This window comes from Faecalibacterium butyricigenerans, from assembly GCF_020687345.1.
Classification (GTDB): domain Bacteria; phylum Bacillota; class Clostridia; order Oscillospirales; family Ruminococcaceae; genus Faecalibacterium; species Faecalibacterium butyricigenerans.
The window spans coordinates 1-24,551 of the sequence record NZ_JAJEQL010000031.1; the positions used below are offsets into that span (position 1 = coordinate 1).

General features: G+C 61.6%; 23 protein-coding genes. 11 read left to right on the forward strand and 12 right to left on the reverse strand.

Annotation, left to right across the window (positions count from 1 at the left end; translation table 11 throughout):
* Positions 1 to 239 precede the first annotated feature (239 nt).
* A complete protein-coding gene (locus tag LKD23_RS10375) occupies positions 240 to 1,544 on the forward strand; it encodes a dicarboxylate/amino acid:cation symporter (RefSeq protein ID WP_255668210.1) in 1,305 nt (434 codons plus the stop codon).
* Positions 1,545 to 1,774: 230 nt separating this feature from the next.
* On the forward strand, positions 1,775 to 3,325 hold the full coding sequence (locus LKD23_RS10380; RefSeq protein WP_227621569.1) for an alkaline phosphatase: 1,551 nt from the start codon (positions 1,775 to 1,777) through the stop codon (positions 3,323 to 3,325).
* Positions 3,326 to 3,398: 73 nt separating this feature from the next.
* Here LKD23_RS10380 and LKD23_RS10385 read toward each other — a convergent pair whose 3' ends face one another.
* The 4 genes from LKD23_RS10385 to LKD23_RS10400 are packed head-to-tail and all read right to left on the reverse strand — an operon-like array spanning position 3,399 to position 5,383.
* Positions 3,399 to 3,725 carry a hypothetical protein gene (locus LKD23_RS10385; RefSeq protein WP_227621570.1) on the reverse strand — a complete coding sequence of 109 codons (327 nt, stop codon included), beginning with the start codon at positions 3,723 to 3,725 and terminating at the stop codon, positions 3,399 to 3,401.
* Positions 3,700 to 4,356, reverse strand: a complete 657-nt coding sequence (locus LKD23_RS10390; RefSeq protein ID WP_227621571.1) for a hypothetical protein — start codon at positions 4,354 to 4,356, stop codon at positions 3,700 to 3,702. Before LKD23_RS10390 ends, LKD23_RS10385 begins: the two co-directional genes overlap by 26 nt.
* A gap of 10 nt (positions 4,357 to 4,366) precedes the next feature.
* Positions 4,367 to 4,864: an anti-sigma factor gene (locus tag LKD23_RS10395; protein WP_227621572.1), complete on the reverse strand. Its 498-nt coding sequence runs from the start codon at positions 4,862 to 4,864 to the stop codon at positions 4,367 to 4,369.
* Positions 4,865 to 5,383, reverse strand: coding sequence for an RNA polymerase sigma factor (locus tag LKD23_RS10400; RefSeq protein ID WP_227621573.1), 519 nt, complete (start codon positions 5,381 to 5,383; stop codon positions 4,865 to 4,867).
* 148 nt (positions 5,384 to 5,531) lie between these two features.
* On the opposite strand from LKD23_RS10400, the gene LKD23_RS10405 reads away from it, so the two are divergent.
* The gene (locus LKD23_RS10405; protein WP_227621574.1) at positions 5,532 to 6,503 is read left to right on the forward strand and encodes a biotin--[acetyl-CoA-carboxylase] ligase; all 972 of its coding nucleotides are present in this window, start codon (positions 5,532 to 5,534) and stop codon (positions 6,501 to 6,503) included.
* Positions 6,504 to 6,583: 80 nt separating this feature from the next.
* On the opposite strand, the gene LKD23_RS10410 is transcribed toward LKD23_RS10405, so the two are convergent.
* From LKD23_RS10410 to LKD23_RS10425, 4 genes are all read right to left on the reverse strand, one after another.
* Complete coding sequence (locus LKD23_RS10410; protein WP_227621575.1) at positions 6,584 to 7,135, reverse strand: chromate transporter; 552 nt, start codon at positions 7,133 to 7,135, stop codon at positions 6,584 to 6,586.
* Positions 7,122 to 7,715 (reverse strand): chromate transporter, encoded by a 594-nt coding sequence (locus LKD23_RS10415; protein ID WP_227621576.1) that lies wholly within the window; start codon positions 7,713 to 7,715, stop codon positions 7,122 to 7,124. The genes LKD23_RS10410 and LKD23_RS10415 overlap by 14 nt, the downstream gene beginning before the upstream one ends.
* A gap of 111 nt (positions 7,716 to 7,826) precedes the next feature.
* Entirely contained in the window at positions 7,827 to 9,188 is a 1,362-nt protein-coding gene (locus LKD23_RS10420) for an MATE family efflux transporter (RefSeq protein ID WP_227621577.1), read from the reverse strand.
* A 503-nt stretch (positions 9,189 to 9,691) separates the two neighbouring features.
* Positions 9,692 to 10,219, reverse strand: coding sequence for a YcxB family protein (locus LKD23_RS10425; protein ID WP_227621578.1), 528 nt, complete (start codon positions 10,217 to 10,219; stop codon positions 9,692 to 9,694).
* A 177-nt stretch (positions 10,220 to 10,396) separates the two neighbouring features.
* Between LKD23_RS10425 and LKD23_RS10430 the strand changes: the two genes are divergently transcribed.
* From LKD23_RS10430 to LKD23_RS10455, 6 genes are all read left to right on the forward strand, one after another.
* On the forward strand, positions 10,397 to 11,926 hold the full coding sequence (locus LKD23_RS10430) for a sensor histidine kinase (RefSeq protein ID WP_227621580.1): 1,530 nt from the start codon (positions 10,397 to 10,399) through the stop codon (positions 11,924 to 11,926).
* The gene (locus tag LKD23_RS10435; protein WP_227621581.1) at positions 11,901 to 12,737 is read left to right on the forward strand and encodes a response regulator transcription factor; all 837 of its coding nucleotides are present in this window, start codon (positions 11,901 to 11,903) and stop codon (positions 12,735 to 12,737) included. Before LKD23_RS10430 ends, LKD23_RS10435 begins: the two co-directional genes overlap by 26 nt.
* Positions 12,734 to 13,744 carry a TRAP transporter substrate-binding protein gene (locus LKD23_RS10440; protein WP_227621582.1) on the forward strand — a complete coding sequence of 337 codons (1,011 nt, stop codon included), beginning with the start codon at positions 12,734 to 12,736 and terminating at the stop codon, positions 13,742 to 13,744. The genes LKD23_RS10435 and LKD23_RS10440 overlap by 4 nt, the downstream gene beginning before the upstream one ends.
* A gap of 246 nt (positions 13,745 to 13,990) precedes the next feature.
* The gene (locus LKD23_RS10445) at positions 13,991 to 15,076 is read left to right on the forward strand and encodes a TRAP transporter substrate-binding protein (protein ID WP_227621583.1); all 1,086 of its coding nucleotides are present in this window, start codon (positions 13,991 to 13,993) and stop codon (positions 15,074 to 15,076) included.
* A gap of 101 nt (positions 15,077 to 15,177) precedes the next feature.
* The gene (locus tag LKD23_RS10450) at positions 15,178 to 15,699 is read left to right on the forward strand and encodes a TRAP transporter small permease (RefSeq protein ID WP_227621584.1); all 522 of its coding nucleotides are present in this window, start codon (positions 15,178 to 15,180) and stop codon (positions 15,697 to 15,699) included.
* A 1-nt stretch (position 15,700) separates the two neighbouring features.
* Complete coding sequence (locus LKD23_RS10455; protein ID WP_227621585.1) at positions 15,701 to 17,041, forward strand: TRAP transporter large permease; 1,341 nt, start codon at positions 15,701 to 15,703, stop codon at positions 17,039 to 17,041.
* Positions 17,042 to 17,117: 76 nt separating this feature from the next.
* Here the strand turns inward: LKD23_RS10455 and LKD23_RS10460 are convergent, their stop codons facing one another.
* Positions 17,118 to 17,948 carry a PfkB family carbohydrate kinase gene (locus LKD23_RS10460; RefSeq protein WP_227621586.1) on the reverse strand — a complete coding sequence of 277 codons (831 nt, stop codon included), beginning with the start codon at positions 17,946 to 17,948 and terminating at the stop codon, positions 17,118 to 17,120.
* 171 nt (positions 17,949 to 18,119) lie between these two features.
* Between LKD23_RS10460 and LKD23_RS10465 the strand changes: the two genes are divergently transcribed.
* Positions 18,120 to 19,415: an MATE family efflux transporter gene (locus LKD23_RS10465; protein WP_227621587.1), complete on the forward strand. Its 1,296-nt coding sequence runs from the start codon at positions 18,120 to 18,122 to the stop codon at positions 19,413 to 19,415.
* On the opposite strand, the gene LKD23_RS10470 is transcribed toward LKD23_RS10465, so the two are convergent.
* Complete coding sequence (locus LKD23_RS10470) at positions 19,408 to 20,253, reverse strand: helix-turn-helix transcriptional regulator (protein ID WP_227621588.1); 846 nt, start codon at positions 20,251 to 20,253, stop codon at positions 19,408 to 19,410. The genes LKD23_RS10465 and LKD23_RS10470 overlap by 8 nt on opposite strands.
* A 131-nt stretch (positions 20,254 to 20,384) precedes the next feature.
* On the opposite strand from LKD23_RS10470, the gene LKD23_RS10475 reads away from it, so the two are divergent.
* Positions 20,385 to 21,500 carry an ABC transporter ATP-binding protein gene (locus tag LKD23_RS10475; protein WP_227621589.1) on the forward strand — a complete coding sequence of 372 codons (1,116 nt, stop codon included), beginning with the start codon at positions 20,385 to 20,387 and terminating at the stop codon, positions 21,498 to 21,500.
* 168 nt (positions 21,501 to 21,668) lie between these two features.
* Here LKD23_RS10475 and LKD23_RS10480 read toward each other — a convergent pair whose 3' ends face one another.
* Both LKD23_RS10480 and uxuA read right to left on the reverse strand, forming a co-directional pair.
* Complete coding sequence (locus tag LKD23_RS10480) at positions 21,669 to 23,255, reverse strand: mannitol dehydrogenase family protein (RefSeq protein ID WP_227621590.1); 1,587 nt, start codon at positions 23,253 to 23,255, stop codon at positions 21,669 to 21,671.
* A 6-nt stretch (positions 23,256 to 23,261) separates the two neighbouring features.
* The gene (gene uxuA, locus LKD23_RS10485; RefSeq protein WP_227621591.1) at positions 23,262 to 24,362 is read right to left on the reverse strand and encodes a mannonate dehydratase; all 1,101 of its coding nucleotides are present in this window, start codon (positions 24,360 to 24,362) and stop codon (positions 23,262 to 23,264) included.
* Positions 24,363 to 24,551: the final 189 nt, after the last annotated feature.

The following is a 24,551-nucleotide window of genomic DNA, read 5'->3' on the forward strand; positions in this document are numbered from 1 at the left end:
CGTCACGCCGTAGGCGTGACGGAGAGGTTTTCTTTATCCTAAACGTAATTTTTACACAGATTTTTTATATGTCATACTTTTCCAAAAAAATCGCCTGAAAAGACGATTTTTCCCTTGCATCCAACAGTGTATCGTGGTAAGATAGACCGAATGCGACCGAAACACACTGGGAAACGGAAAAAAGTGAGGAAAATCGTATGAAAAAAAATAAAAACAGCGGCTCGCTCCTAGCGAAAAGGATGGCAGTATCTCTGGTCTGCGGCCTTGCGGCAGGCTTTGCCTTTATGATGCTGCGTGAGAAGCTCGTTGCTTCCGGCAACAGCGGCATCTGGCAGACCATCAACGACCTGCTCTTTCAGGACATCACCACCGAGGGCGCAGAACGTGCACTGGGCCTGTTCTATATCATTGGCCAGCTCTTCATCAAGGCACTGCAGCTGGTCATCATCCCGATGGTGTTCACCTCCATCGCGCTGGCCATCGGCAGCATCGCCGACACCCGCACCATGGGCCGCATCTCGGCCAAGACCCTCTTCTGGTTCCTGCTGTGCTCCTTTATGGCGCTGGCACTGGCCGGCTGCGTGGGCTATGCCACCTATTCCATGGGCCTGTTCAACACCCACATCGAGGGCCTGACCGAGGCCGCCGGCTCCACCGGCTCCAACCCCCTGAACGTGGTGCTGAACGTCATCCCCTCCAACATCGTCACGGCGTTCGGCAGCAACAACGCGGTGCTCTCCTCCGTCTTCCTCGCCGTGGCCGTGGGTCTGAGCATGAATGTGCTGGGTGAGAGCCGCACGGCCACCCTCCGCCGCCTGCTGGGCGAGGTGAACGATGTGGTGGTGGTCTTCCTCAACTTCGTGGTCACGACCTTCGCCCCCTTCGCTGTCTTCGTGCTGCTGACCCGCACCTTCGCCATCTACGGCATCGACTACCTCAAGCCTGCGCTGGTGTACGTGGTGGTCACGGTGGCTCTGCTCTTGGTCTTCCTGCTGGTGGCCTACCCTTTGGTGGTGGCGCTGGGCGCGAAGCAAAACCCCATCACCTTCATCAAGAAGATCGCTAATGTGGCCGTTTTTGGCTTCTCCACCTCCTCCAGCGCGGCGACCCTGCCCCTGAACATCAAGGTCTGCACCGAGGACTTCGGCGTCGATGAGTCCATCGCCTCCTTCGTCCTGCCGCTGGGCATGACCATCAACATGGACGGCACTGCCATCATGCAGGTGGTCGCCACCGTCTTTATCGCGGGCTGCGCCGGATACACCGTCACGCCCGCCCAGCTGGTCGTGGTGGCCCTGCTGGCTCTGCTGGCCTCGGTGGGCACCCCCGCCGCTCCCGGCGCAGGGGCCGTCATCCTCTTCACCATCCTGTCCGGCGCGGGCTTCGTCAACGACAGCGCCCTGCTGGCCTACTCCCTCATCCTTGCCATCAACCGCCCCATCGAGATGCTCGTCACCTCCCTGAACGTGGTGGGCGACGCAGTCGCCAGCATCTGTGTGGCCAAGAGCGAGGGCCTGCTGAACGAGGAAAATTTCAACGCATAATTGACCTGTGATATACAAAAGCGCCTCTCCGGTAAAGCGGAGGGGCGCTTTTTGCATCCGGACAGTCCTCTTTTTTACACAAAGTCCTCAGCCGCCGCCGGGGTTTTACACCGATTTTGCGCCGGTATGGTTTCGGGCCGGGGGCGTGGGCGGTAAAATAAGGCCGTTCCCGAGGATCAAAAAAGAGAGAGCGAGCCTGTGAGGCTCATGGAAAGAGAGGACTTTCAGGTATGAAAGAGAATAAAATGTCCCGCCGCAGCTTTTTGAAGGCTGGTGCTTTTGCGTCTGCCGCCGGTATGCTGGCCGCTGCTCCCGCAGCCGCCCATGCCGCTGCACCCAACGTGGACAAGGCAGCAGAGGAGGAGAACGGCCTGCTGGGCATCTTCGGCGGCAAGCCCAAATATGTCTTCCTCTTCATCGGCGACGGCATGGGCACGGCCCAGATCCAGTCTGCCCGCTTCTACAAGGGCACGGTGGAGAACAACGGCGCCGTCACCGAGGGCGAGCTGAGCTTCACCCAGTTCCCCGAGGTGGGCAGCGTGACCACCTATGACAGCACCTCCTTCTGCCCCGACTCCGCTTCCACTGCTACCTCCATCGCCACCGGCCACAAGACCGAGAGCGGCGTCATCAATATGTGTCCTTGGACCCGCGATGTGCCCTATGAGACCATCGCCGAGAAGCTCCATGCCCAGAAGAACTACAAGGTGGGCGTCGTCTCCTCCGTCAACATTGACCACGCCACCCCTGCTGCCTTCTACGCACACCAGAAGACCCGCAAGAACTACTACGCCATCGGCAAAGAGCTGGCCGCCTCCGGCTTCGAATACTTCGCAGGCGGTGAGTTCCAGAAGGTGAACGGCGACGGCACCGGCCCCAACAACCACGAGATCGCTGCCCAGAACGGCTATAACGTCGTCACCCGTCAGGCAGACGCCGCCGCCCTCAAGGCCGGTGCAGGCAAGACCCTCATTATCGCGGAGGCACTGGCCGACGGCAAGGCTATGAACTACTCCATGGATGCCGCCGCAGGCGAGTGGCAGCTGACCGACTACGTCAAGAAGGGCATCGAGCTGCTGGACAACAAGAAGGGCTTCTTCCTGATGACCGAGTCCGGCAAGATCGACTGGGCCTGCCACGCCAACGATGCTGCCGCCTCCATCCATGACGTTCTCGAGATGAGCAACGCCGTGCAGACTGCGGTGGACTTCTACAACGCCCACCCCAACGACACCCTCATCCTCGTCACCGCCGACCACGAGACCGGCGGCATGGCCATCGGCTACAAGACCACCAACTACGACACCTTCCTGACCAACCTCACCCACCAGAAGATGTCCTACGCCAAGTTCGACTCCACCTACGTCAAGGGCTACATCGCCAACAAGACCCCCTTTGAGGCTGCGATGGCCGACGTGAAGGCCAACTTCGGCCTGACCCTGCCCACCGACCCCGATGCCGCCAAGGCAGGCAAGCTGCTGCTGACCGACTACGAGGTGGAGAACCTGCGCAAGGCCTACGAGCGGACGCTGGCCGTCGGTTCTTCCTCTCAGAAGGAGATGAGCCAGCAGGATTATGAGCTGTACGGCACCTACATCCCCTTCAGCATGGCCGTCTGCCACACCATCAACCACAAGTCCGGCATGGACCACACCACCTATGCCCACACCGGCGCTCCCGTCAACATCTATGCGCTGGGCGTCGGCGCGGAGAAGTTCCGCGGCGTCTTTGACAACACCGAGATCTACCACAAGCTGGCTGAGCTGACCGGCGTGCAGTAAGCCCCTCTCTTCAAACGAAAAAAGCCTGTGCAGACCCTCCCGGGGCGGGAGAGCTGCACAGGCTTTCTTGTATTCACAGGTGGATCGTGTAGCCGCGGCCCAGCATCTGGGCCAGCAGCATGAGGGTCGAGATGCCGAAACACCCGCCCATCAGCAGCAGGCAGAGCACCACCGAGCCGAAGTCGCACCGGCACGCGCCGGGCCGGGCCGAGTAGTAGAGCACCTCACACCCCAGCAGGATGAGTCCCGCCGCCGGAAGTACCTGCCAGATGACCAGCCACGGCAGGCCGGGCAGGAAGCGGGCCAGCAGGAAGAGCACGCCCGCCGCGATGAGGCAAACGCCCAGCGTCAGGGTGCCCACCCGGCGCAGGGGCTTATTCGTCGTGTTCTGTTCCATCATCCGTCACCTCATTTTCATTCACCACAGGAGAGGAGAGCAGAGGGGCCTTTTCCTGCTCATCGGCGTGGTATTCGCAGAAATCGGCATCCTCGGGGATGTCCTTGGAGGCATCCGGCTTTTTGGCCGGATGGGGGCCTTTCACCAGCCAGACGCCGCAGACGATGAGGACCACACAGACCACCACATCCGGCAGGCTGGCCATGACGAGATAGAGGGCACGGAAAACGGGGGAGGAGTGGCCCCAGCGGTAGACGAGGTCGCCGAGAATGTTCATGATGAGGCTCTGGTAGGCGATGAGGGCACCGAAGGCGATGAGCGCCCAGCCCACCAGCTTGTGGCTGTCCAGCAGAGCCCGGGCCAGCCGTCTGTCGCGGGGGTCGAAGTGGATGAGGTAGTCGTCCTCCGGCGCGGTGTCCGCGAGGATCTGCGCCCGGAGGTTGAAGGTGTCAAAGAAGCTGTACATCCACACCATCACAAGCAGGAGCAGTACCGGGTTGAGCAGTGAGCTCACCATCCCGATGCAGCAGGCTGTAAGGATGAGGGAGAGGCCCCGCTTCATATAGCCCTGATACATCTGGCCTGCGCCGGGGACGAAGGCGCAGCAGAAGGTCAAAAATCCATTTTTCAGCATAACGGTCTCCTTACTTGATGTTTTCAGCCGCGTTCAGCAGGCTTTCCAGCGCAGAAGAAACGCGGGTGTAGAAGTTCTCTCCGGGGCGGGAGTCCACCGGCCTGCCCAGCTTCTCCGGCAGGAGCTTCGGGGGCTGCTTTTCCGGCAGAGTGACCTGAACGGCGGGCAGGAGGGCCTGCAGGTCGCGGCTGTGGTCGGTGACGAAGGTCAGCGCACCGGTGCGCCAGATGGTCAGCGCCAGCACAGCGGCGACGCCCGCCACCGCAGCCCGGCCGCAGGTGCTCTGCATCAGCCGCACCCAGATGGTGCCCATCACCGTCCGGCGGACGCTGCGGGGCGGGTCGGAGAGAGCGTCCGCAGTCAGCAGTGCAGTGTAGCGGTCGGTGCATTTGTCGCAGTAGGCGAGATGTTCGGCGGCTTCCAGCCGCCCCAGCTCATCCAGCTGTCCGGCGATGAGGGCGTGCAGCCCTTCGTCGCTCAGACAGCCGTCTTTCCGGAACGATTCCATTTAAATGCCCTCCTTTCCGGCTGCGCTCAGCTGCGCGGCCAGCATCTTTTTGGCCCGGTAGACCTGCGCCTCCACGGTTTTCTGGGGCCTGCCGCAGAGCCGGGCGGCTTCGGCGGCGGTGTGCTGCTCCAGCAGCACGAGGCGGCAGGGCGTCTTATAGGGTTCCCGCAGGTCGAGGATGCGCTGGGTCAGCTCTTCCTCGCCCAGCGCCTCCAGCAGCTGCGTTTCCGGCTCGCTGCCGGGCGGTGCGCCCTCCAGCGCAAGGACAGCGTCGCCGGGGGTGTTCATCCGGCGCGCCCATGCGCTGCGCAGGTAGTCCTTCGCTTTGTTGGAGGCGATGCGGGCCAGCCACTGCTTTTCGTACCCGACAGGACAGCGGCTCATGTTCCGCCACGCGGCGAGGAAGGTCTCCTGCGTCAGGTCCTGCGCATCGCCCTCGTCCGGCACCAGCTGGTGGCAGATGGTGTAGACGAGGGACTGGTACTTCTGCACCAGCCGGTCAAATTCCAGTGTGTTCAAGGGCTGCGCTCCGCCTCCTTTCTGCCCTGCGTTTCAAGCGCTCTGTCTATCCATACGAGACAGCGGGGCAAAAACCTGCAAAATCGTGGGAAAATTTTTGAAAATGTGGTAGAATGCTCTTATTACACACCAAAAAGGAGGAGATCCGATGGCCTCTGCCACAAAACAGGCCCTCTTGGCGGCCCTTTCCGCCGCGCAGGGCGAGTGCATCTCGGGCCAGCAGCTGGCCCGGCAGCTGGGCGTGAGCCGCGCCGCCGTCCACAAGGCCGCCGCCGCGCTGGCGGCGCAGGGCTATGCGCTGGAAGCTGCCCCCCGGCGGGGCTATCGGCTGGCAGGGGGCGACCCCTTCTGTGCCGAGGCGGTGGGAGAGTATGACGCGCCCATCTTCCTCTACGACACGCTGGAAAGCTCCAACCGCACCGCCAAGACGCTGGCCCTTGAGGGTGCGCCTCATGGCACGATGGTGCTTGCCGGCCAGCAGACGGCGGGCCGGGGACGGCTGGGGCGGCGGTTTGAAAGCCCGGTGGGAAAGGGCGTCTATCTTTCGCTGGTGCTGCGGCCCAGCCTGCCCATGACCGAGGCGCAGGCCGTCACCGTCAGCGCGGCGGTGGCTGTCTGCCGGGCCGTGAAGAAGCTCTGCGGGCTGGAGCTGGGCATCAAGTGGGTCAACGACCTTTACTACAACGGCAAAAAGGTCTGCGGCATCCTGACCGAGGCCGGGGCCGACCTTGAGAGCGGCCAGCTGGAATGGCTGGTGGCGGGTATTGGTCTCAACCTCACCTCCCGCCCGGAGGACTGGCCCGAGGAGCTGCGGCCCATCGCGGGCAGCCTCTACCCCGGCGGGCCTGCGCCGGTGAGCCGGGCTGCGCTGGCGGGAGAGATCGCCCGCCAGCTGCTGGCCCTCTGCCCGGACTTCGACTGTCTGGACGAGTACCGCGCCCGGTGCTTTGTGCCCGGCCACTGGGTGACGGTCTGCGCCGGCGGCGAGAGCTACGCCGCAAGGGCGGTGGCCATCGACGACGCCGGGCGGCTCATCGTGGAGCGGGAGGCAGGCCGCACCGAGGTCCTCTGCCACGGCGAGGTGAGCATAAGACCGTCGCCGCTGGCGATAAAAAAATAAACCTCTTCGTCATCGCTGACGCGATGCCACCTCCCCTCGGTAAGGGAACTGTCGAGCGAAGCGAGACTGAGAGGTTGGAGTCAGAACACCCCGAAGCACACCAGCCCCAGCGCAGCCGCGATGCCGATGACCTTCGGCACGCTGAGCTTGAATTTCTGAAGTAGGACGAAGCAGAGGATGCCGATGAAGAGGCCCGACAGGCTGATGCCGCCTGCCTCGGTGAGGTAGGACTGGCGGCACAGTCCCACCAGCACGCCCAGCACCATGCCGATGCAGATGGGCTTGACGATGCGCATGATGTAGCTCATGACCTTGCTGGTGCGGAATTTCTGGAAGAAGACTGCCGCCAGCAGGGTCAGGGTCAGGGTGGGGCTGAGGACGCCCAGCACGGCAAAGATGCCGCCCAGCATCCCGGCTGTCTTTGTGCCTGCAAAGGTGGCGGCGTTGACGCCCAGCGAGCCGGGGGTCATCTCAGCGATGGCGATGAGGTTCGTCAGGTCGGCGTCGGTCATCCAGCCATGGGAGGACATCTCATCCATGATGAGGGGGATCATGGAGGTGCCGCCGAAGCTGGTGAAGCCGATCTTTGCGAAGGCGATAAAGAGCTGGATGAGGGTCTCAGCTGCGGCCATGTTCGCTCACCCCCATCCAGACCAGTGCGATGACCACACCGGCAATCACCAGCGTCAGGTTGCTGATGGACGTAAAATAGCAGAGCACGAAGGCCGCCGCGCAGATCATGATGGCCGCCGCGCTGCGCAGGGCGTCTTTGCCGAGAGAGATGGCCGCGCCGCCGATGATGGGGGCCACGGCGCACTGGACGCCCCGGAGGGCCGACCAGACCCAGTAGTTGTCCTTGATGGCATCGTAGATGGCCGTCACGACGGTGAGGGTGATGACGGCAGGGATGCACAGGCCGACGGCTGCGCAGACACCGCCCAAAGCCCCGGCCATCTGGTAGCCGAAGAGCATGGTGATGTTCACCACCATGATGCCGGGCAGGCTCTTGCCCACGGCGATGAGTTCCAGCAGGTCGCTCTTGGTCATCCAGCCCCGCTTGTCCACGAATTCCTGCTCCATCTGGGCAACGATGCTCCATCCGCTGCCGAAGGTGAAGGCACCGATCTTGATGAAAGAAAGAAGGATCCGCAGGGCCATCTGTGCACCGGCGGGGCGCTGCTGTGCGGTTTCTGTTTTAACTGCCTGTTTCACTGCTTGCATGAGTCCTCCTGCGATATGAGATCTGTGTTTTTTCTGCCTATAAAGGATACCACAGACGGCCCCAAAAGACGAATGGAAAAATAGAATGGAAGGTGATGCCGGTCAGGAATGGTCGTAGGTCATCCAGCTGCCTTTCCATGCGTAGAGGACCATCAGCGCCGCGCCCAGTGCCCACGACACCGGGTAGAGGACGAACACGCCCTCGATGCCCGAAAAGAAGGGAAGGACGAACTGGATCCATACCACCCGGAACAGGCACAGCGAGACCAGCAGCACCACCATCGGGGGGACGCTGCGGCCCGTGCCGCGCACGGCGCCTGCCATGCCGTGGAGGATGGACAGCAGGAAGTAGAAGGGGCAGAAATAGTGCATGGCGATGCACCCGAAGGAGACCACCGTCTCGTCGGAGGTGAACAGGTGCATGATGGGGGTTTGGAACGCCAGCAGCAGGGCACCGGTGCAGAGGGTGTAGAGCACGCCCATGGCCAGTGTGACCCATGTGCCCTTCTTCACCCGCTTGAGGTTGCCGGCACCGTAGTTCTGGCCCACGAAGGTGGTGGCCGCCATGCTGAAGCTGGTGACGGGCAGGATGTTGAAGCCGTCGATCTTCATGTAGGCGGCAAAGCCCGCCATGGCGGCGGCACCGTAGCTGTTGACGCTGGACTGGACCAGCACATTTGAGAAGGAGATGACCATGTTCTGGATGCCGGTGGGCAGGCCGATGCGGATGATGCGGGAGGTCATCCGCTTGTCGGGACGGACGGAGGAAAGCTCCACTTTATAGTCCGCGTCCACCTTCATCAGGAAACGGAGGCTCAGCACGCAGGAGACGAGCTGGCTGATGTCGGTGGCGATGGCTGCGCCCGCCACGCCCATCTTCAGCCCGGCGATGAACACGAGGTCGAGGATGATGTTGGTGATGGAGGCGCAGGCAAGGTAGAGGACCGAGCGCCGGGAGTTGCCCGCCGCGTTGAGGATGCCTGCCGCCATATTATAGATGACGCTGAACAGCACGCCGCCGAAGTAGAGCTTCATGTAGGTGACGGCATCGCCCAGCACCTCGTCGGGGGTGTTCATCCAGACCAGCAGGGTGCGGCTGACCGCGATGCCGCCCACCGTGAGGATGAGGCCGAGGATGGCCGCGATGGCCAGCGAGGTGTGGACGGCGATGCGGGTCTCCTTTTTGTCCTTCGCGCCGAGGTATTGGCTCACCACGACGCCTGCACCCACGGCCACGCCCTGACTGAAGCCGATGAGCAGGTAGATGGGCGAGCCGCTGGAGCCTACTGCGGCCAGCGCATTGCTGCCCAGAAAGTTGCCGACGATGATGGAGTCGGCGGTGTTGTAGAGCTGCTGGAGCAGGTTGCCAAGGATGAGCGGCACCGAGAAGAGCAGGATGCTCTTCCAGATGCTGCCCTCGGTCATGAGCAGGGTCTTTTTCTGCTGCTGTGCCGTGTCGGTCATAGTTCTTCCCTCCCTCAAAAAACAAGGTTCCCAGAGATATTGCACAATAAAATTAACAATACCTCGTTCCGTGCCGAATGTCAAGCAGAGCGGAAAAGAAAGCTCTCCGGTTTTCCACATCTTGTTTGCAGATTGTTCAAAACTACCACAAAGAAACTCCATTTTTATCCGGTACAATAAGGGTGCAGTCGGGAAGACAGAAACGTGAGTCCCCCATCTCCGGCTTTTGAGCTTCCCACGATGCCATGCAGGCAAGATTCATGCGCAGGCCCCCGCAGCGGGTGCTGCGCCCCTAAAAAACACTGTCCCCCAGCCAATGCGAGGCAACAGCCACGGCGGCGGACAGACTACCAACAACCTCCTAACAGCCGCAAATGTTTAGGAGTTCCTATATACAGGCAGCGCCGCTTTCTCCTCCTTTCCACGGCGCTGTCTGTTTTTGTTTTGCAGACTGAGAGGTCAAAAAAATCCCTCGCACGGCTTGTGCGAGGGATTTTTACGTTTTATCGCAGGTCGCGCAAGCGTTCTGCCGGGAGGGAGGATTGCAGCAGGCTCCATGCGGCGTCGAGGCTGTCGTTGAGCAGGTAGGCCTGCGTCTGCTGAACGTAGAGATAGATGGCGTTCGGTGTGCGGTAGGCGAGGTGGAGGTCATGCCACGGATAACTCCGGGTCGGCTCGGGCTTGTCCTGCTCGCCTGCCATCCAGACCGAAAGCCCTGCATCGTCCAGCGTCAGCCGATAGAAGGGGCGGGGAAGGCCCATCTTTTTGATCTGAAGGCGCAGAGAGTGGAAGAAGGTCCAGAAGTAGACGGCGGGCACGCCCAGAGCCACGACGGAAAGCACTACCGTGAGCAGGGCCGCGCCGTCTTTCTGCCCCACCTGCGAGAGGCAGACCCCGGCAGATGCCAGCAGGATGGCCGTGAAGGCCAGAGGGCGGTGCCACGCCTTGCGGTGGCGCATCAGGTCGAAGGCGGCGAAATCGTGGAAGGATGCAGCGTCCATCTGGACGGAAACAGAGATCGGCTGAGACATAAAATATCCTCCTTTTTGGTCATAGTACCATATTGTTTTCCAACAATCAAGGATGATATTGCGCAGATGCCCTAAAATGTGCTAAAATAGGACGAAAAAGAAAATGGATCAAGGCTCCGCCCGGGCGGCAGAAAGGCCGGAGCGGGAGGAATAATACCAAGTGAGGAGGGCGGATGCGTGGGGCGCAGGATGACCCTGAAGGGGCAGATCAGCCTTTGTCTGGCGGCATTTTTTCTGGCGTTGGCAGGGCAGATATTCTTGAGCTTTTACCAGTCCGGCACCGTGCTGCGGGAGCTGGACGACCAGATGGGCAACTTCAACGCCATCAGCCGCTTCCAGAACGGCGTGGAGCAGAGCCTTTCGGCAATGGAGAACTACCGCTGGGAGTACGGCGACGCCAAGGCGCTGACCGAGGAACTGAACCGGGCCTTTTCTGTCACCAACGCGTGGCTCTGGCGCATTCAGGGCGACATTGGCACCGTCAGCGAGGAGCAGTATCTGCTCTACAACGCCGTCTCCACCACCTACAGCAGCTACACCGCGCTGGTGGGCCAGCTGGAAGAGGCGGTGGCCTCCGGCGAGGACGCGCAGGCTGCCCAGCTCTACTATAATAAGATCGTCCCCTGCGGAGGCTATCTGCGTCAATACACCCAGCAGCTGCTCAACAGGGCCATCGCCGACGCACAGAGCACCTACACCACCGTGTCAGCCCTCAGCGACCGGGTCAAGTGGGCGCAGACCGTCGTGGTGGCCCTCTGCCTCGCGCTGGGCTGCGTCATGGCGCTTTCGGTCATCCACCTGCTGACCCCGGTGCAGCAGCTGATCGGTGCCTCCCGGGAGGTCACCCGGGGCGTGTTCGACTCGCCCGACCTGCCTGTGCCCCATCAGCCCGAGATGGCCCAGCTCACCGAAGCGTTCAATCACATGAAGCACTCGATGGCCGAGCAGGTGACTACCCTGCGGGAGAAGAACGAGATGGAGCGGGAGCTTCACCGCCAGAAGACGGAGGCGTTGGAGCTGCAGAACCGGATGGAGCGCAGCCGCCTGCAGCAGCTGCGCAGCCAGATCGACCCCCACTTCCTCTTCAACACCCTGAACGTGATCCTGCAGACCGCCGGACAGGAAAAAGCCTACCGCACGCAGGCCCTCATCACAGCGCTGTCCCACCTGCTGCGCTACAGCCTCATGAGCAACGACGAGCAGGTGCCGCTGGCCCGGGAGGTGCGCATCGTGGACGAATACTACTCCATCTATCACGTCCGCTTCGGCGACCGGGTGAAGATGGTGTGGCGCATCTCCGACTCCCTCGACCTGACGGAGACGATGGTGCCCTCCTTTATCTTGCAGCCCATCGTGGAGAACGCCTTCAAGCACGGCATCTCGCCCAAGGAAGAGGGCGGCGTAGTGCGCATCCGCATCAACCCGCTGCGGGAGAAGGGGCTGCTCTATATCAGCGTCTGCGACAACGGCGTGGGCATCCAGCCCCAGCAGCTGGCCCAGCTGAAAGCCGCACTGGCCCGGCCCGGTGAGCGCTGGGAGCACATCGGCGTCTACAATGTGGCCGCGCGCCTGCGGCTTCTGGACAAACGGGGGCGGCTGGTCATCCGCTCTCACCCCGGCCGGGGCACGGCCATCAGTATGTATCTGCCCTTAGTAGAACTTTTGGAGGAGGAATTGGACGATGATCCGGCTGTTGATCGCGGATGATGAAAAACTGGAACGGGAGGCGCTTGCAGAACTCGTCCAGCGCCGCTTTGAGCGGGAAGTGGTCTTGGAGATGGCCGAGAACGGCCGCAAGGCTGCCGACACGGCGGTGCTGTGGAACGCAGACCTCATCCTCATGGACATCGAGATGCCGGGGATGAGCGGCCTCGACGCAGCCCGCGCTGTGCTGGCCCAGCGGCCCTCCTGCCGGGTCATCTTCGTGACGGCCTACAGCCTGTTCCAGTACGCCCACGAGGCGGTGCATCTGGGGGCCTGCGACTACCTGCTCAAGCCGGTGGACCCCGATGAGCTGGAGGCCTCGGTGCGCCGGGCCATCCGGCAGATCCAGACCGAGCGGAAGCTGGAGGAGCTGGCCGCCGCCCAGCCTCAGCCCCAGCCGGAACCGCCTGCGGCCGGAGAGGAGGCCGAAGAGTCCCCCGAGGAGGGCGAGAACAGTCAGGCGGCCCTCATCATGGCCCATGTCCGCCGTTACCTCGAGGACAACTATATGTTCGACCTGTCGCTGGACAGCGTGGGCGAGATCCTGCACATCAGCCCGGCGTACCTGTCGGCCCAGTTCAAGAAGTATCAGAAGATGAATTTCCTCGACTGCCTCACCGAGCTGCGCATCAACGCAGCCAAGGAGCTGCTGGCCGACCCCTTCCGCTCCTCGGCAGAGGTGGCGTCGATGGTGGGCTACGAGGACGCCAGCTACTTCGCCCGGGCGTTCAAGAAGCGCACCGGAATGACCCCCACCCAGTACCGCCGTCAGGCGGGGCAGAAAGCGAAGTCCGACCCGGAGGCCGAGCTTTGAGCGGGCGGAGGATCTCCCGCCGCAGTGTGCTGGCGCTGGCCGCCTGCACGGCACTGGGCGCTGTGGGCTGCGGCAGAGCCGAGGAATATACCGGCCCGGAGCTTATCCTGCGCTACGCCGAGAACCAGCCCGAGGATTACCCCACCACGCAGGCCGCGCTGGCCTTCGCCGACCTTGTGGCCCAGCGGACGGAGGGGAGGGTCAAGGTCGTCGTCTACAGCGGAGGCGGGCTGGGGGCCGAGCAGAGCGTCATCGAGCAGATGCAGTATGGCGGCATTGACTTTGCCCGCGTCTCCCTGAGCCAGCTGGCGGAGCAGCTGCCCACCCTGAGCGTTTTGCAGCTGCCTTTCCTCTACACCGACGCCCCTCAGATGTGGCGGGTGCTGGACGGTGAGATCGGGGATGGGTTCCTCTCCAGCCTCGGCGCGATGGACCTTGTGGGGCTGTCGTGGTTCGACGCCGGGGTCCGCAGCTTCTACACCCGCGAAAAGGTGGAGACGCTGGCAGATCTCGTGGGGCTGACCCTCCGGGTGCAGGAGTCGGATCTGATGAGCGAGATGATACAGGACCTCGGTGCACAGCCTGTGCAGGTGGTCTACAGCCGGGTGTATGCGGCCCTCCACAACGCCGAGATCGACGGCGCAGAGAACAACTGGCCCAGCTATGAGGCTATGGGCCACTACGAGGTCGCACCTTATTTTTTAGAGGACGAGCACACCCGTGTGCCCGAATTGCAGCTGGCCAGCGAGGCCGCGATGGAAAAGCTGGCAAAGCTGGACGAGAGCTTCCCCGACATCGTCCGCACCTGCGGGAAGGAGAGCGCCCTGACCGAACGCCGCCTCTGGGCCGAGCGGGAGGCCAGCGCCGAGGCCCATATGCGGGCATGGGGCGTGGAGGTGACGACCCTTTCCGCCGCCGAGAAAGCCCGCTTCCGGGCGGCAGTGGAGCCGCTGTATGCGCGCTTCGGGGAGCAGAACGGCCTCCTCCAGCGCATCCGGGAAAGCTGAGAAAAGGACACAAATATTACATTGTATTCATCTTGTTGGGCGATATGCTGAAGAAACCACACTGATGATTGTAGAAGATGCACAAAAGTGTTTCTCACATTTTTTTGAAAAACAGGACATTTTTCAAAACCCCTTGCTCTGGCTTAAAATTTTTGCTAAAGTGTGTATAGTAAATGAACGGACGGCGTGCGACCCGTGCAGAGCGCGCCGACGTACAAGAGGAAATTTTTTAGGAGGACAATTATCATGAAGAAGATCTCTCGTCGCAGCTTTCTGGCAGCAGCAGGCGTTTCTGCCGCTGCTCTGGCACTGACCGCCTGCGGTGGCTCCAAGAGCACCGCAACCTCTACCGCTACTTCCGCTGCTGCTTCCACCGCCCCCGCCGGCGATGCTGCAGCTGCTGCTTCCGACCCGAAGGTGACTCTGGTCTACGCTGAGGTCAACCCGCTGGATACCATCGTCGGCCAGACCGCTACCCACTTCAAGGAGAAGGTCGAAGAGCTGACCGGCGGCTCCGTCGTCATCGACGTGCAGGCTTCCGGCGTTCTGGGTTCTGAGAACGACGTTCTGGACGCCATCCTCGGCGGCTCCACCTCCATCGATATGAGCCGTATCTCTGCTTTCGCACTGACCAGCTACGGCTGCAACAAGTCCAAGCTGCTGTCCATCCCCTTCACCTTCGAGAACCGCGCTCACTTCTGGAACTTCGCCAACAGCGAGCTGGCACCTGAGTTCCTGAACGAGCCTCAGGAGCTGGGCCTGCCCGTCCGTGGTATCTTCTACGGCGAAGAGGGCTTCCGTCACTTCTTCACGGTCAAGCCCGTGTCCGGCATCGCTGACTTCAAGGGCCTGAAGCTGCGCGTGTCCAACGACCCCGTCATGAACGGCATGGTCGAGGGTCTGGGCGCGAACCCCACCGTCGTCTCCTTCGGTGAGCTGTACAGCGCACTGCAGACCGGCGTTGTCGATGGCGCTGAGCAGCCCATCGCAAACTACAAGTCCAACGCCTTCCCCGAGGTCGCAAACAACCTGATCCTCGACGGCCACACTCTGGGCGCTATTCAGGCTGTCATCACCGACAACGCTTGGGCCAAGCTGACCGAGAACCAGCAGGCTGCCATCATGGAGGCCGGTGCTGATACGCAGGCCTTCAACGCTGACCTGTCCGAGAGCGCTGAGAACAAGGTCCTCGACGAGCTGAAGTCCTCTGGCTGCAACGTCGTCGATGTCCCCGATAAGGCTCCTTGGCAGGAGGCTTGCGCTAAGGTCATCAGCGAGAACACCTCGGATCAGGCTGAGCTGTACCAGAAGCTGCTGGATATGAAGGGCTGATAACAGCGTCTTTGTCCTGAAGTAGTACATAAGCCCGGCGGGGGACTACGGGATACGCCCGCAGACCCGCCGGGTTTTTTATAGAGTATGGAGGAGATCCTATGCCGAAAATCTTTACCACTCTGGATAAGATCAAGCCGGCGTACGACATCACCTACAAAGTGGTTCTGTTTATCTGCAAGCTGCTGCTGATCGCAGATATTCTCATCACCACCATGTCGGTCATCGGTCGTTACGTCCCATTCATCCCGGACCCCGCATGGACCGAAGAGGTCGTCCTGACCTGCATGAGCTATATGGCCGTGCTGAGTGCCGCTCTGGCCATCCGCCGCGGCGCACACATCCGGATGACCGCATTTGACGTCTATCTGCCCAAGATCGTCGTCAAGGTGCTGGACATCCTCGCGGATCTGGCAGTCTGCGTCCTCGGCATCATCATGATGGTGGTGGGCTGGAACTATGCCACCACGCTGGGCGGCCGCGGCTTCTATGTCTCGATGCCTTGGCTGAGCCGTTTCTGGATGTACTTCCCGGTGCCTCTGGCCGGTGTCGCCATGATCATCTTCGAGATCGAGGCGCTGTATAACCATGTCAAGAGCTTTTTTGTAAAGGAGGAGAACTAATATGACAGTCCAGACACTGGCGATCGTTGTCCTTCTTGTCAGCTTCTTCGTCATGATCTTCCTGCGCTTCCCCATTGCATACGCCGTTGGCCTGTCCAGCGTGCTCTGCCTGATGGTGCAGGGTCAGGCGCTGACCGATGTCTGCCGTCTGATGGTCAAGGGCATTTCGTCCTTCAGCCTGATGGCCGTCCCCTTCTTCATCACCATGGGCGTCCTCATGGGCAGCGGCGGCATCTCCGAAAAGCTGATCGCGCTGGCTGACGCCTGCGTCGGCTGGATGCGCGGCGGCATGGCAATGGTCAACATCGTTGCTTCCTACTTCTTCGGCGGCATCTCCGGTTCTGCTTCTGCAGATACCGCTTCCATCGGCTCCATCATGATCCCCATGATGGTCGATCAGGGCTACGACGCCGACTTCTCCACCGCTGTCACCATCACCTCCTCTTGCGAGGGCCTGCTGGTCCCCCCGAGCCATAACATGGTCATCTACGCCACCACCGCTGGCGGCATCTCCGTGGGCAGCCTCTTCCTCGCCGGCTACCTGCCCGGCGCTCTGCTGGCCATCGTCCTGATGATCGGCTCCTACATCATCTCCGTCAAGGAGAATTACCCCAAGGGCTCTCCCTTCACCATCAAAGGCTTCATCAAGCAGCTGGGCACCTCCATCTGGGCACTGGCCGCAGTCGTCATCGTCGTCTTCGGCGTTGTCGGCGGCGTCTTTACCGCCACCGAGTCCGCTGCTATCGCCGTTATCTACTCTCTGCTGGTCTCCGTCTTTGTTTACAAGGGCCTTGACTGGAAGGGCGTCTGGTACGCTCTGGACGAGTGCGTCAACACCCTGTCCATCGTCCTGATCCTGATCGCCACCTCTGCAGTGTTCGGCAACTGCCTGACCATGCTGCACGTGCCCGATCTGGCCGCAAACGCCATCACCAGCGTCACCAGCAATCCTTACATCATCGCACTGCTCATCGACCTCATCATTCTGGTGCTGGGCTGCATCATGGATATGGCTCCCATCATCCTGATCGCTACCCCCATCCTGCTGCCCATCGCCACCTCCATCGGCATCGACCCCATCCAGTTCGGTATCATCATGGTCCTGAACTGCGGCATCGGCCTGCTGACCCCCCCTGTCGGCGCTGTCCTGTTCATCGGCTCTGCCGTGGCAAAGCGCCCCATGGAGAAGGTCGTCAAGGCTACCCTGCCGTTCTATCTGTGCATGTTCATCGCCCTGCTGCTCCTGACCTATGTGCCCGACATCAGCCTTGCGATCCCCAAGCTGCTGGGCGGCTACGTCAGCCCCATCGCCAATCCCCTTGGCCCGGTGTTCATCCACTGATAAGCTGATCTGCTCATCCTCCTCCGGATGGTAAAAGGAAAGCCCCCGCCTGTCACAAGGCGGGGGCTTTCCTGCGTCACAGCAGGGTCTGAAGGGCGGCTGCACTGTATTTCATGAGCTTTTTCAGGGCGGCGTCCTGCGCGTCGAGCCGGAACAGCAGCCGCGCAGCCAGCTCCTCGGGCGGGGCCGAAAGGCCGGGCCAGAAGGCGTGTGCCGTCCGGGTGAAGGCGTGGACGCCCTCGGCGGTCTGGAGCAGGACCAGCTGGACGTGCCCCCGCAGCAGGAAGAACAGCCCTACCTGATAGGCCCGGGTGTCCAGCAGAAGCTCCATCTCGTCCTCGGTGAGGACCAGCAGGTCTGCAAAAGGGAGGAACTGCAGCACCGTGTCCCGCAGGGTCTTTTCGCTGGGCCAGAGGGCCGGACGGAGGGCGGGGACGAAGCAGACCGGCACACCGGAGGCGTGGGCCGTATCCAGCGCAGAGAGGTGGGTGAAGCGGCAGGGGCTGTCTACGAGGCAGGCGCTGGAAAGGGCCAGCACCCCGGCGTCTGCGGCCCAGCCCTCTCCCAGCTGCCCGGCAGAGTAGAGCAGGTCGGCCGAGCGGATGCGGCAGGGCAGCGCCCCTCCGCCGCCCCGGAAGAGGAGAGGCGTGGGGGCGCGGGAGGTGAAGCAGAGGCGGCGGACATCCACGCCGGCGTCGGCCAGCGCGTCTGCAATGCGGTGCCCGAAGGCATCCTCCCCCAGCTGGCCCAGAAGGGCAGCTCTGCCGCCCAGCGCCGCATAGGCCAGCGCCAGCGCGGCGGCACTGCCGCCCACCCGGGGCCGGAACGCCTCTGCCGACGCGAGCGAGGCAGGGCTTTCCAGCTCGAGCCACGCCTCGCCGAGACAATATAAGGTTCTGCCCGACATGATGCGCCCTCCTTTCGGTGCAGTTTCAAAAACAAACTACAGTATACACCCATCCGGGCATTTGTGCAAATGGAGCGCTTGACACCTTTGGTCGGATTGTGATAGACTGACCCAATATGGCAGTATATCCAAAGCTGCAACGACAAAAATGTGATATTTGACGAGGAAAATATGAGCCTTACCAGACAGTATTTCAAATACGTCAGCCAGAACATTTTCGGCCTTCTGGGCACATCCTGCTACATTCTGGCGGACACCTATTTCATCTCGCAGGCGGCGGGCACCGACGGCGTCGCCCTGCTCAACCTCTGCCTGCCCATCTACAACTTCATCTTTGCCATCGGCTCGATGCTGGGCCTCGGCGCAGCCACCCGCTACGCCATCCTCCGGGCGCAGGGGGACGAGCGCGCGGTGCGCTATTTCTCCAACGCCCTGCTCTGGGCGTTGGTGTTCGCCCTGCCCTTCATGCTGGCGGGAGTTTTCTGCCCCGAGGTACTGCTGCGGCTCATGGGCGGCGACTGTGAGATCATCGCGCTCGGTGTGGGGTACGCCCGCATCTTCCTGCTGTTCACTCCTTTCTTCATGTGCAACTACATCGTCGCATCCTTCGTCCGCAACGACGGCGACCCCTCGCTGGCGATGGTAGCGACGCTGTGCGGCAGCCTCTTCAATGTGGTGTTCGACTATATCTTCATGTTCCCCATGGGCCTCGGCCTGCCCGGCGCGGCGCTGGCAACGGCGGTGTCGCCGGTGCTGAGCATCCTCATTTGCAGCCGCCACTTTCTCAAGAAGGAAAACACCATCCGCTTCGTGCGGCAGCTGCCCTCGCCGAGGCTTCTGGCCCAGAGCTGCCAGCTGGGCGTGTCAGGCTTCGTGGGGGAGATGTCCTCGGGCGTGACCACCACCGTCTTCAACCTGCTCCTCCTCCGTCTGGCGGGCAATGTGGCCGTGGCGGCCTACGGCGTCGTGGCGAATTACGCGCTGGTGGCGACGGCCATCTTCAACGGCGTGGCGCAGGGCGCACAGCCGCTGGTGAGCCGGTGCTACGGCAAAAACGATGCCGCCGGAGCGCATAAGCTCCTGCTGCTGGGCAGCGGGACCGCTCTTGCACTGGCGGCGGCATTGTATGCCGTTCTCTTCGGGTTCACCGGCCCCATCGTCGCCGTCTTCAACAGCGAGAACTCGGCCCTCATGGCAGAGTATGCCTTCCGAGGAATGCGCATCTACTTCCTCGGCTACTTCTTCGCGGGCTTCAACATCGTGGCCGCAGGCTATCTGGGCGCGGTAGACCGCCCCGCAGAGGCCTCTGCCACCTCGCTGTCCCGGGGCGTCGCGGCCATCGTGGCCTGCTCGCTGGTGCTGAGCGCCCTCTTCGGGATGAACGGCGTCTGGGCTGCATTCCCGGCCTCGGAGGCCATCACGGCCTGCCTGACCCTCTTTCTGCTGAAGCGGAAGCCTGTTAAATAAACAATTCCTGTTCCAGTCGCTGCTGCTCGGGCGAAAGCCCGGGCAGGGCGCTCCGACCGGCCATCGCCCGCCACTGCGTGGGGGATTGGCCGGTCGTTTTTTTAAAGACGCGGCAGAGATAGTTCGCCCCCGAAAAGCCGCAGAGGCTGGCAATGACGTCCAGCGTGTACTCCCGGTGGAGCAGGAGCCGCATGGCGGCCTCGATGCGGACACTGGTGAGATACCGCCCCGGCGAGACGCCCAGCGCCGCCGTGAAAGCCCGGACGAGGTGGCTCTTGGAAACGCCCAGACGCTCGCTCAGCTCCTCTACGCCGTAAAGCCCGGCGTAGTTCCTGCGGATGTCCTCGATGGCCGCAGCCACCAGCGGGGGCAGGGCCGGGGCGGCGCTGTCGGCGTCTGAAAGCTCACACAGTAGGGCAAAGGCCAGCTGGCTCCGCACCCGCTCGGAAGCGTCCCGCTCCTCGGCGAGGCGTCCCATCAGCTCTGCCGCCGCCGGGCAGGTCTCGCCCCGGGCGAGGAAGGGCATCTCAGACAGCCCCCCGAGGAACTGCTCTGCCGCCTGCCCCGTAAGCTGGACGCAGAGCAGATGGCACTCGTTTTCCGGCGCGAGGGTCAGAGGCCCCCGGCTCAGCACGAGATGGCCCGCCGCCGCGTTCTGGGGCGGCAGCAGGAGGGCAGAGCCGCCGGGCGCTGCCCCCGTTTCCGACAGGGAGACGACGCATTTTCCGCTGGAAATGAGACAGACCCAAAGCCCTTCGCCCCGCAGGGTCAGGGGCGTTTCCGGCTGGACATCCTCCACGACGCCGAGGGCGGCGGTGGTGCTGGGTGCGTAAATCAATATCTGACACCTCGAATCAATAAAATGCTATTTCATATCACAAAATAATCTGCTATTATAATAGCAATGAAACGGCTCATCGTCAAGCGTGGGCCTATGAGTGAAACAACATCAATGGAGGAAAATGCGTTATGGCTTCGATCAGCTGCCAGCATATCTACAAGATCTACCCCGGTGCTACTGCTCCTTCTGTCACCGATTTCAACCTCGAGATTCAGGACAAGGAGTTCATCATCTTCGTCGGCCCCTCTGGCTGCGGTAAGTCCACCACCCTGCGCATGATCGCCGGTCTGGAGGAGATCTCCAAGGGCGAGATGTACATCGGCGGCCGTCTCATCAACGACGTCCCCCCGAAGGACCGCGACATCGCCATGGTCTTCCAGAGCTACGCTCTGTACCCCCACATGACCGTCTACAAGAACATCGCTTTCGGTCTGGAGCTGCGCAAGACCCCGAAGGACGAGATCGACCGCCGCGTCCATGAGGCTGCCAAGATCCTTGAGATCGAGCACCTGCTGGACCGCAAGCCCAAGGCTCTGTCCGGCGGCCAGCGCCAGCGTGTCGCTCTGGGCCGCGCAATGGTTCGTAACCCGGCTGTCTTCCTGCTGGACGAGCCTCTGTCCAACCTGGATGCAAAGCTGCGTACCTCCATGCGTACCGAGATCATCAAGCTGCACAAGAAGCTGGCTACCACCTTCATCTACGTCACCCACGACCAGACCGAGGCTATGACCATGGGCGACCGCATCGTCGTCATGAAGGACGGCATCATCCAGCAGGTCGATACCCCGCAGAACCTGTATGATATGCCCTGCAATATGTTCGTTGCAGGCTTCATCGGCAGCCCCCAGATGAACTTCCTCGATGGTACTGTCATCAAGAAGGGCGACCAGTACGGCATCGATCTGGGCGGCGACGTCATCCCCCTGCCCAAGGAGAAGACCGCTGACGGCAAGCTGGATTCCTACGTCGGCAAAAAGGTCAAGATGGGCATCCGTCCCGAGGACATCGACGACGAGCCGGAGTTTATGGCAAAGCACACCGACTGCCAGCTGGATGCTCAGGTCGATGTCTCTGAGATGATGGGCGCTGAGATCTACCTGTACCTCGAGTACAAGGGCAACAAGATGACCGCCCGCGTCGCTCCTACCTCCAAGGCACGCAACGGAGACAAGGTCCGCGTTGCCTTCGATCCCCACAAGGTCCATCTCTTCGACATCGAGACCGAGCAGACCGTCCTGAACTGATCGTCTAAGATCATTTTTGATCCTCCTATCATAAGAAAGACCGCCGGGCATCAAAACCCGGCGGTCTTTCGTTTTGCCCGGAAAAGGACAAAATAAAAAACCCACGCTGCGGCAAAGCAAAACGCAGCATGGGTGAGGGAATGGCTTAATTCAAGATACCGTCAGCGCTCAGCGGGCCAGCGTGTACTTGTGCAGGGTGGCGCGGACAGCGCCGGGGCCTGCGAACAGCTCCTTGGCCATGGACTCGATCTTCTCGCCCAGACCGACGGCATACAGATCCACGCCGAAGACGTCGGTGCGGCTGTACAGAGCCTTCAGGCAGGAGAAGTCCTGCTCACCGGCCTCCACCTTCAGGGGAGCCACGATGGCCTGCAGCTCAGCCAGCATCGGGTCAGCAGAGATCTCGAAGGGCTGGCCGTTGTCGTCGATGCCCTTCAGGTAGCGGGCATAGCCTGCCAGAACCAGCGGGATGAGGACGAGGTTGGACTTGTCCAGACCGCGCTCCTCGTAGGCCTTGATGGTCTCGCCGAAGCGGATGGCCAGCTTCTGAGAGGTATCGGTGGCGATACGCTGGGGAGCATCGGGCATGAAGGGGTTGGGCAGGCGGCGGTTGATGACAGCGCCGATGAACTCGTAGGGGTTCAGCACGCCGGGATCGACGACCACGGGCATGGCCTCGATGTAGCCGATCTTCTGGATGAAGGCGCGCAGATCCTCGTCGGCCATCTCGGCAGAGATGAGGGTGTAGCCCAGCATACAGCCGTAGATGGACATGGCAGTGTGCAGGGGGTTCAGGCAGGTGCAGACCTTCATCTTCTCGATCTTATCGACGGTCTCGCGGTCGCAGTAGAGGACACCGCCCAGCTCCAGCGGAGGACGGCCATTGGTGTAGTGATCCTCGATGCAGAGGTACTGGGTCTCCTCGGCGTTGACGAAGGGAGCAGTGAAGGTGTGCTTCTCGGTGACGATGGTGTAGTTGTCCTCGAAGCCGTCGTCGGCCAGCATCTGCTGGACCTTGGCATCCGGGCGGGGGGTGATCTTGTCAATCATGCTCCACGGGAAGGTGATCTTGGTCTCGTCCTTGACGTAGGCGAGGAACTCGGCAGGCACCAGACCCTGCTCGACCCACTTGGAGGCGTAGGCAAAGACCGCAGCCTTGACCTTATCGCCGTTGTGAGAGCAGTTGTCCATGCTCTGGACGGTCAGGGGCAGAGCACCGGCCTTGAAGCGCTCGTAGAGCAGGGCAGTGACCTTGCCCATGGCCAGCACGGGGGTCAGGCCGCGCTCGAGGTCAGCAGGAGCGACGCCGTAGCCCTTCTCGGTGATGGTGAAGGAGATCATCTGCAGGCTGGGAGCCTGAAAGATCTCGACCAGACGTGCCCAGTCAGCACCGAAGGAGTAGTCGGCCTTCAGGCTCTCGGTGACGGAGGCGATGACCTTCTTTTCGATGTCGCCGGTGGACTTCAGGCAGACCAGCAGGCTCAGGTTGTCGTAGGGCTGGTAAGCCTTGTCGATGATCTCGTAGTCGAAGCTCTCGGCCACGATGACGCCGCGGTCATACTTGCCGCTGTTCAGTGCGTCGTTCAGGATGGCAGCCGGGAAAGCACGGAAGATGTTGCCGGCACCGAAGTGCACCCAAGTGGGTTCTGCGTGGGTCTTGGCCTTGACGGCCTCGACGTCGAACTTGGGCAGCTCATAGCCCTTTTCTGCCCACTCGGCAGAGAGATTGCCGTTTTTAATGTCAGTCAGCTTCATATTCGATCAGCCCTTCTTCTTTTCTTCGTCCAGACGGTCCAGCAGGTCCCAGACGCCCAGCATATACTGGATGCCCAGCGCACGGTCATACTTGCCGTAGCCGGGGCGGCAGACGCCGGGGCCTTCCTCCCACAGCTGACGGCCATGGTCGGGGCGGATGTAGCCCTCGAAGCCGCAGTCATGGTAGGCGCGCAGGATCTCGATGATGCCGGTCTCGCCGCAGCAGTCGCGGTGGGCAGCCTCGGAGAAGTCGCCGTTGGGGAAGTGATGGATGTTGCGGATGTGTGCGAATGCAATGCGGTCGCAGTGCTTGCGGACGATCTCAGCCACGTTGTTGTTGGGGTTGGCGTTCAGGCTGCCGGAGCAGAGGGTCAGGCAGTTGTACTCATCGTCCACCATGCTCAGGAAGCGGTCGATGCTCTGGGCATCCACCAGCAGGCGGGGCAGGCCGAAGATATCCCAAGGGGGATCGTCCATGTGGATGGCCATCTTGATGTCGCACTCGCGGCAGGTGGGCATCAGGGCTTCAAGGAAGTACTTCAGGTTCTCCCAGAGCTTCTCCTTGGTGACGGGGGCGTAGGCCTTGAACAGCTCGTCCAGCTTTGCCATCCGCTCCGGCTCCCAGCCGGGGAAGGTCATGTTGTACTTCTCGGTGAAGGACATGATGTACTCGGCCATGGACTTGTAATCGCCCTTGATCTTGTCCTTCTCGTAGAACAGTGCAGTGGAGCCGTCGCCGACGGGGTGGAACAGGTCGGTGCGGGTCCAGTCAAAGATGGGCATGAAGTTGTAGCAGATGACCTTGACGCCGAACTTGGACAGGTTGCGGATGCACTGCTTATAGTTCTCGATGTACTTGTCGCGGGTGGGCAGGCCGATCTTGATGTCGTCGTGGACGTTGACCGACTCGACGACGTCCATGTCGAAGCCATAGGCGTGGATCTGGTCTGCGACCTTCTGGATCTCGTCGATTTCCCAGATCTCGCCGGGCATCTTGTTGTGCAGTGCCCAGACGATGCTGGTCACGCCGGGGATCTGCTTGATGTCGCTGAGGGTGACAGGGTCGTTGCCCTCGCCATACCAGCGCCAACCCATTTTCATAGGCATAGTGGATGTCCTCCGTTTATCATGCTTTGCGTTTGTGCGCGGCAGGAGTGCCTCGCTCTCTCACTTATATTCTAATATATCAGTTGCGAATTGGCAATAGTCGATTCGACGACTTTTGGAGTTTTTTCTTGTATACTTTATACAAAACGGCATAGAAAAGAGAAAAAAGGGCGTCAGCCCGGCGCCGCC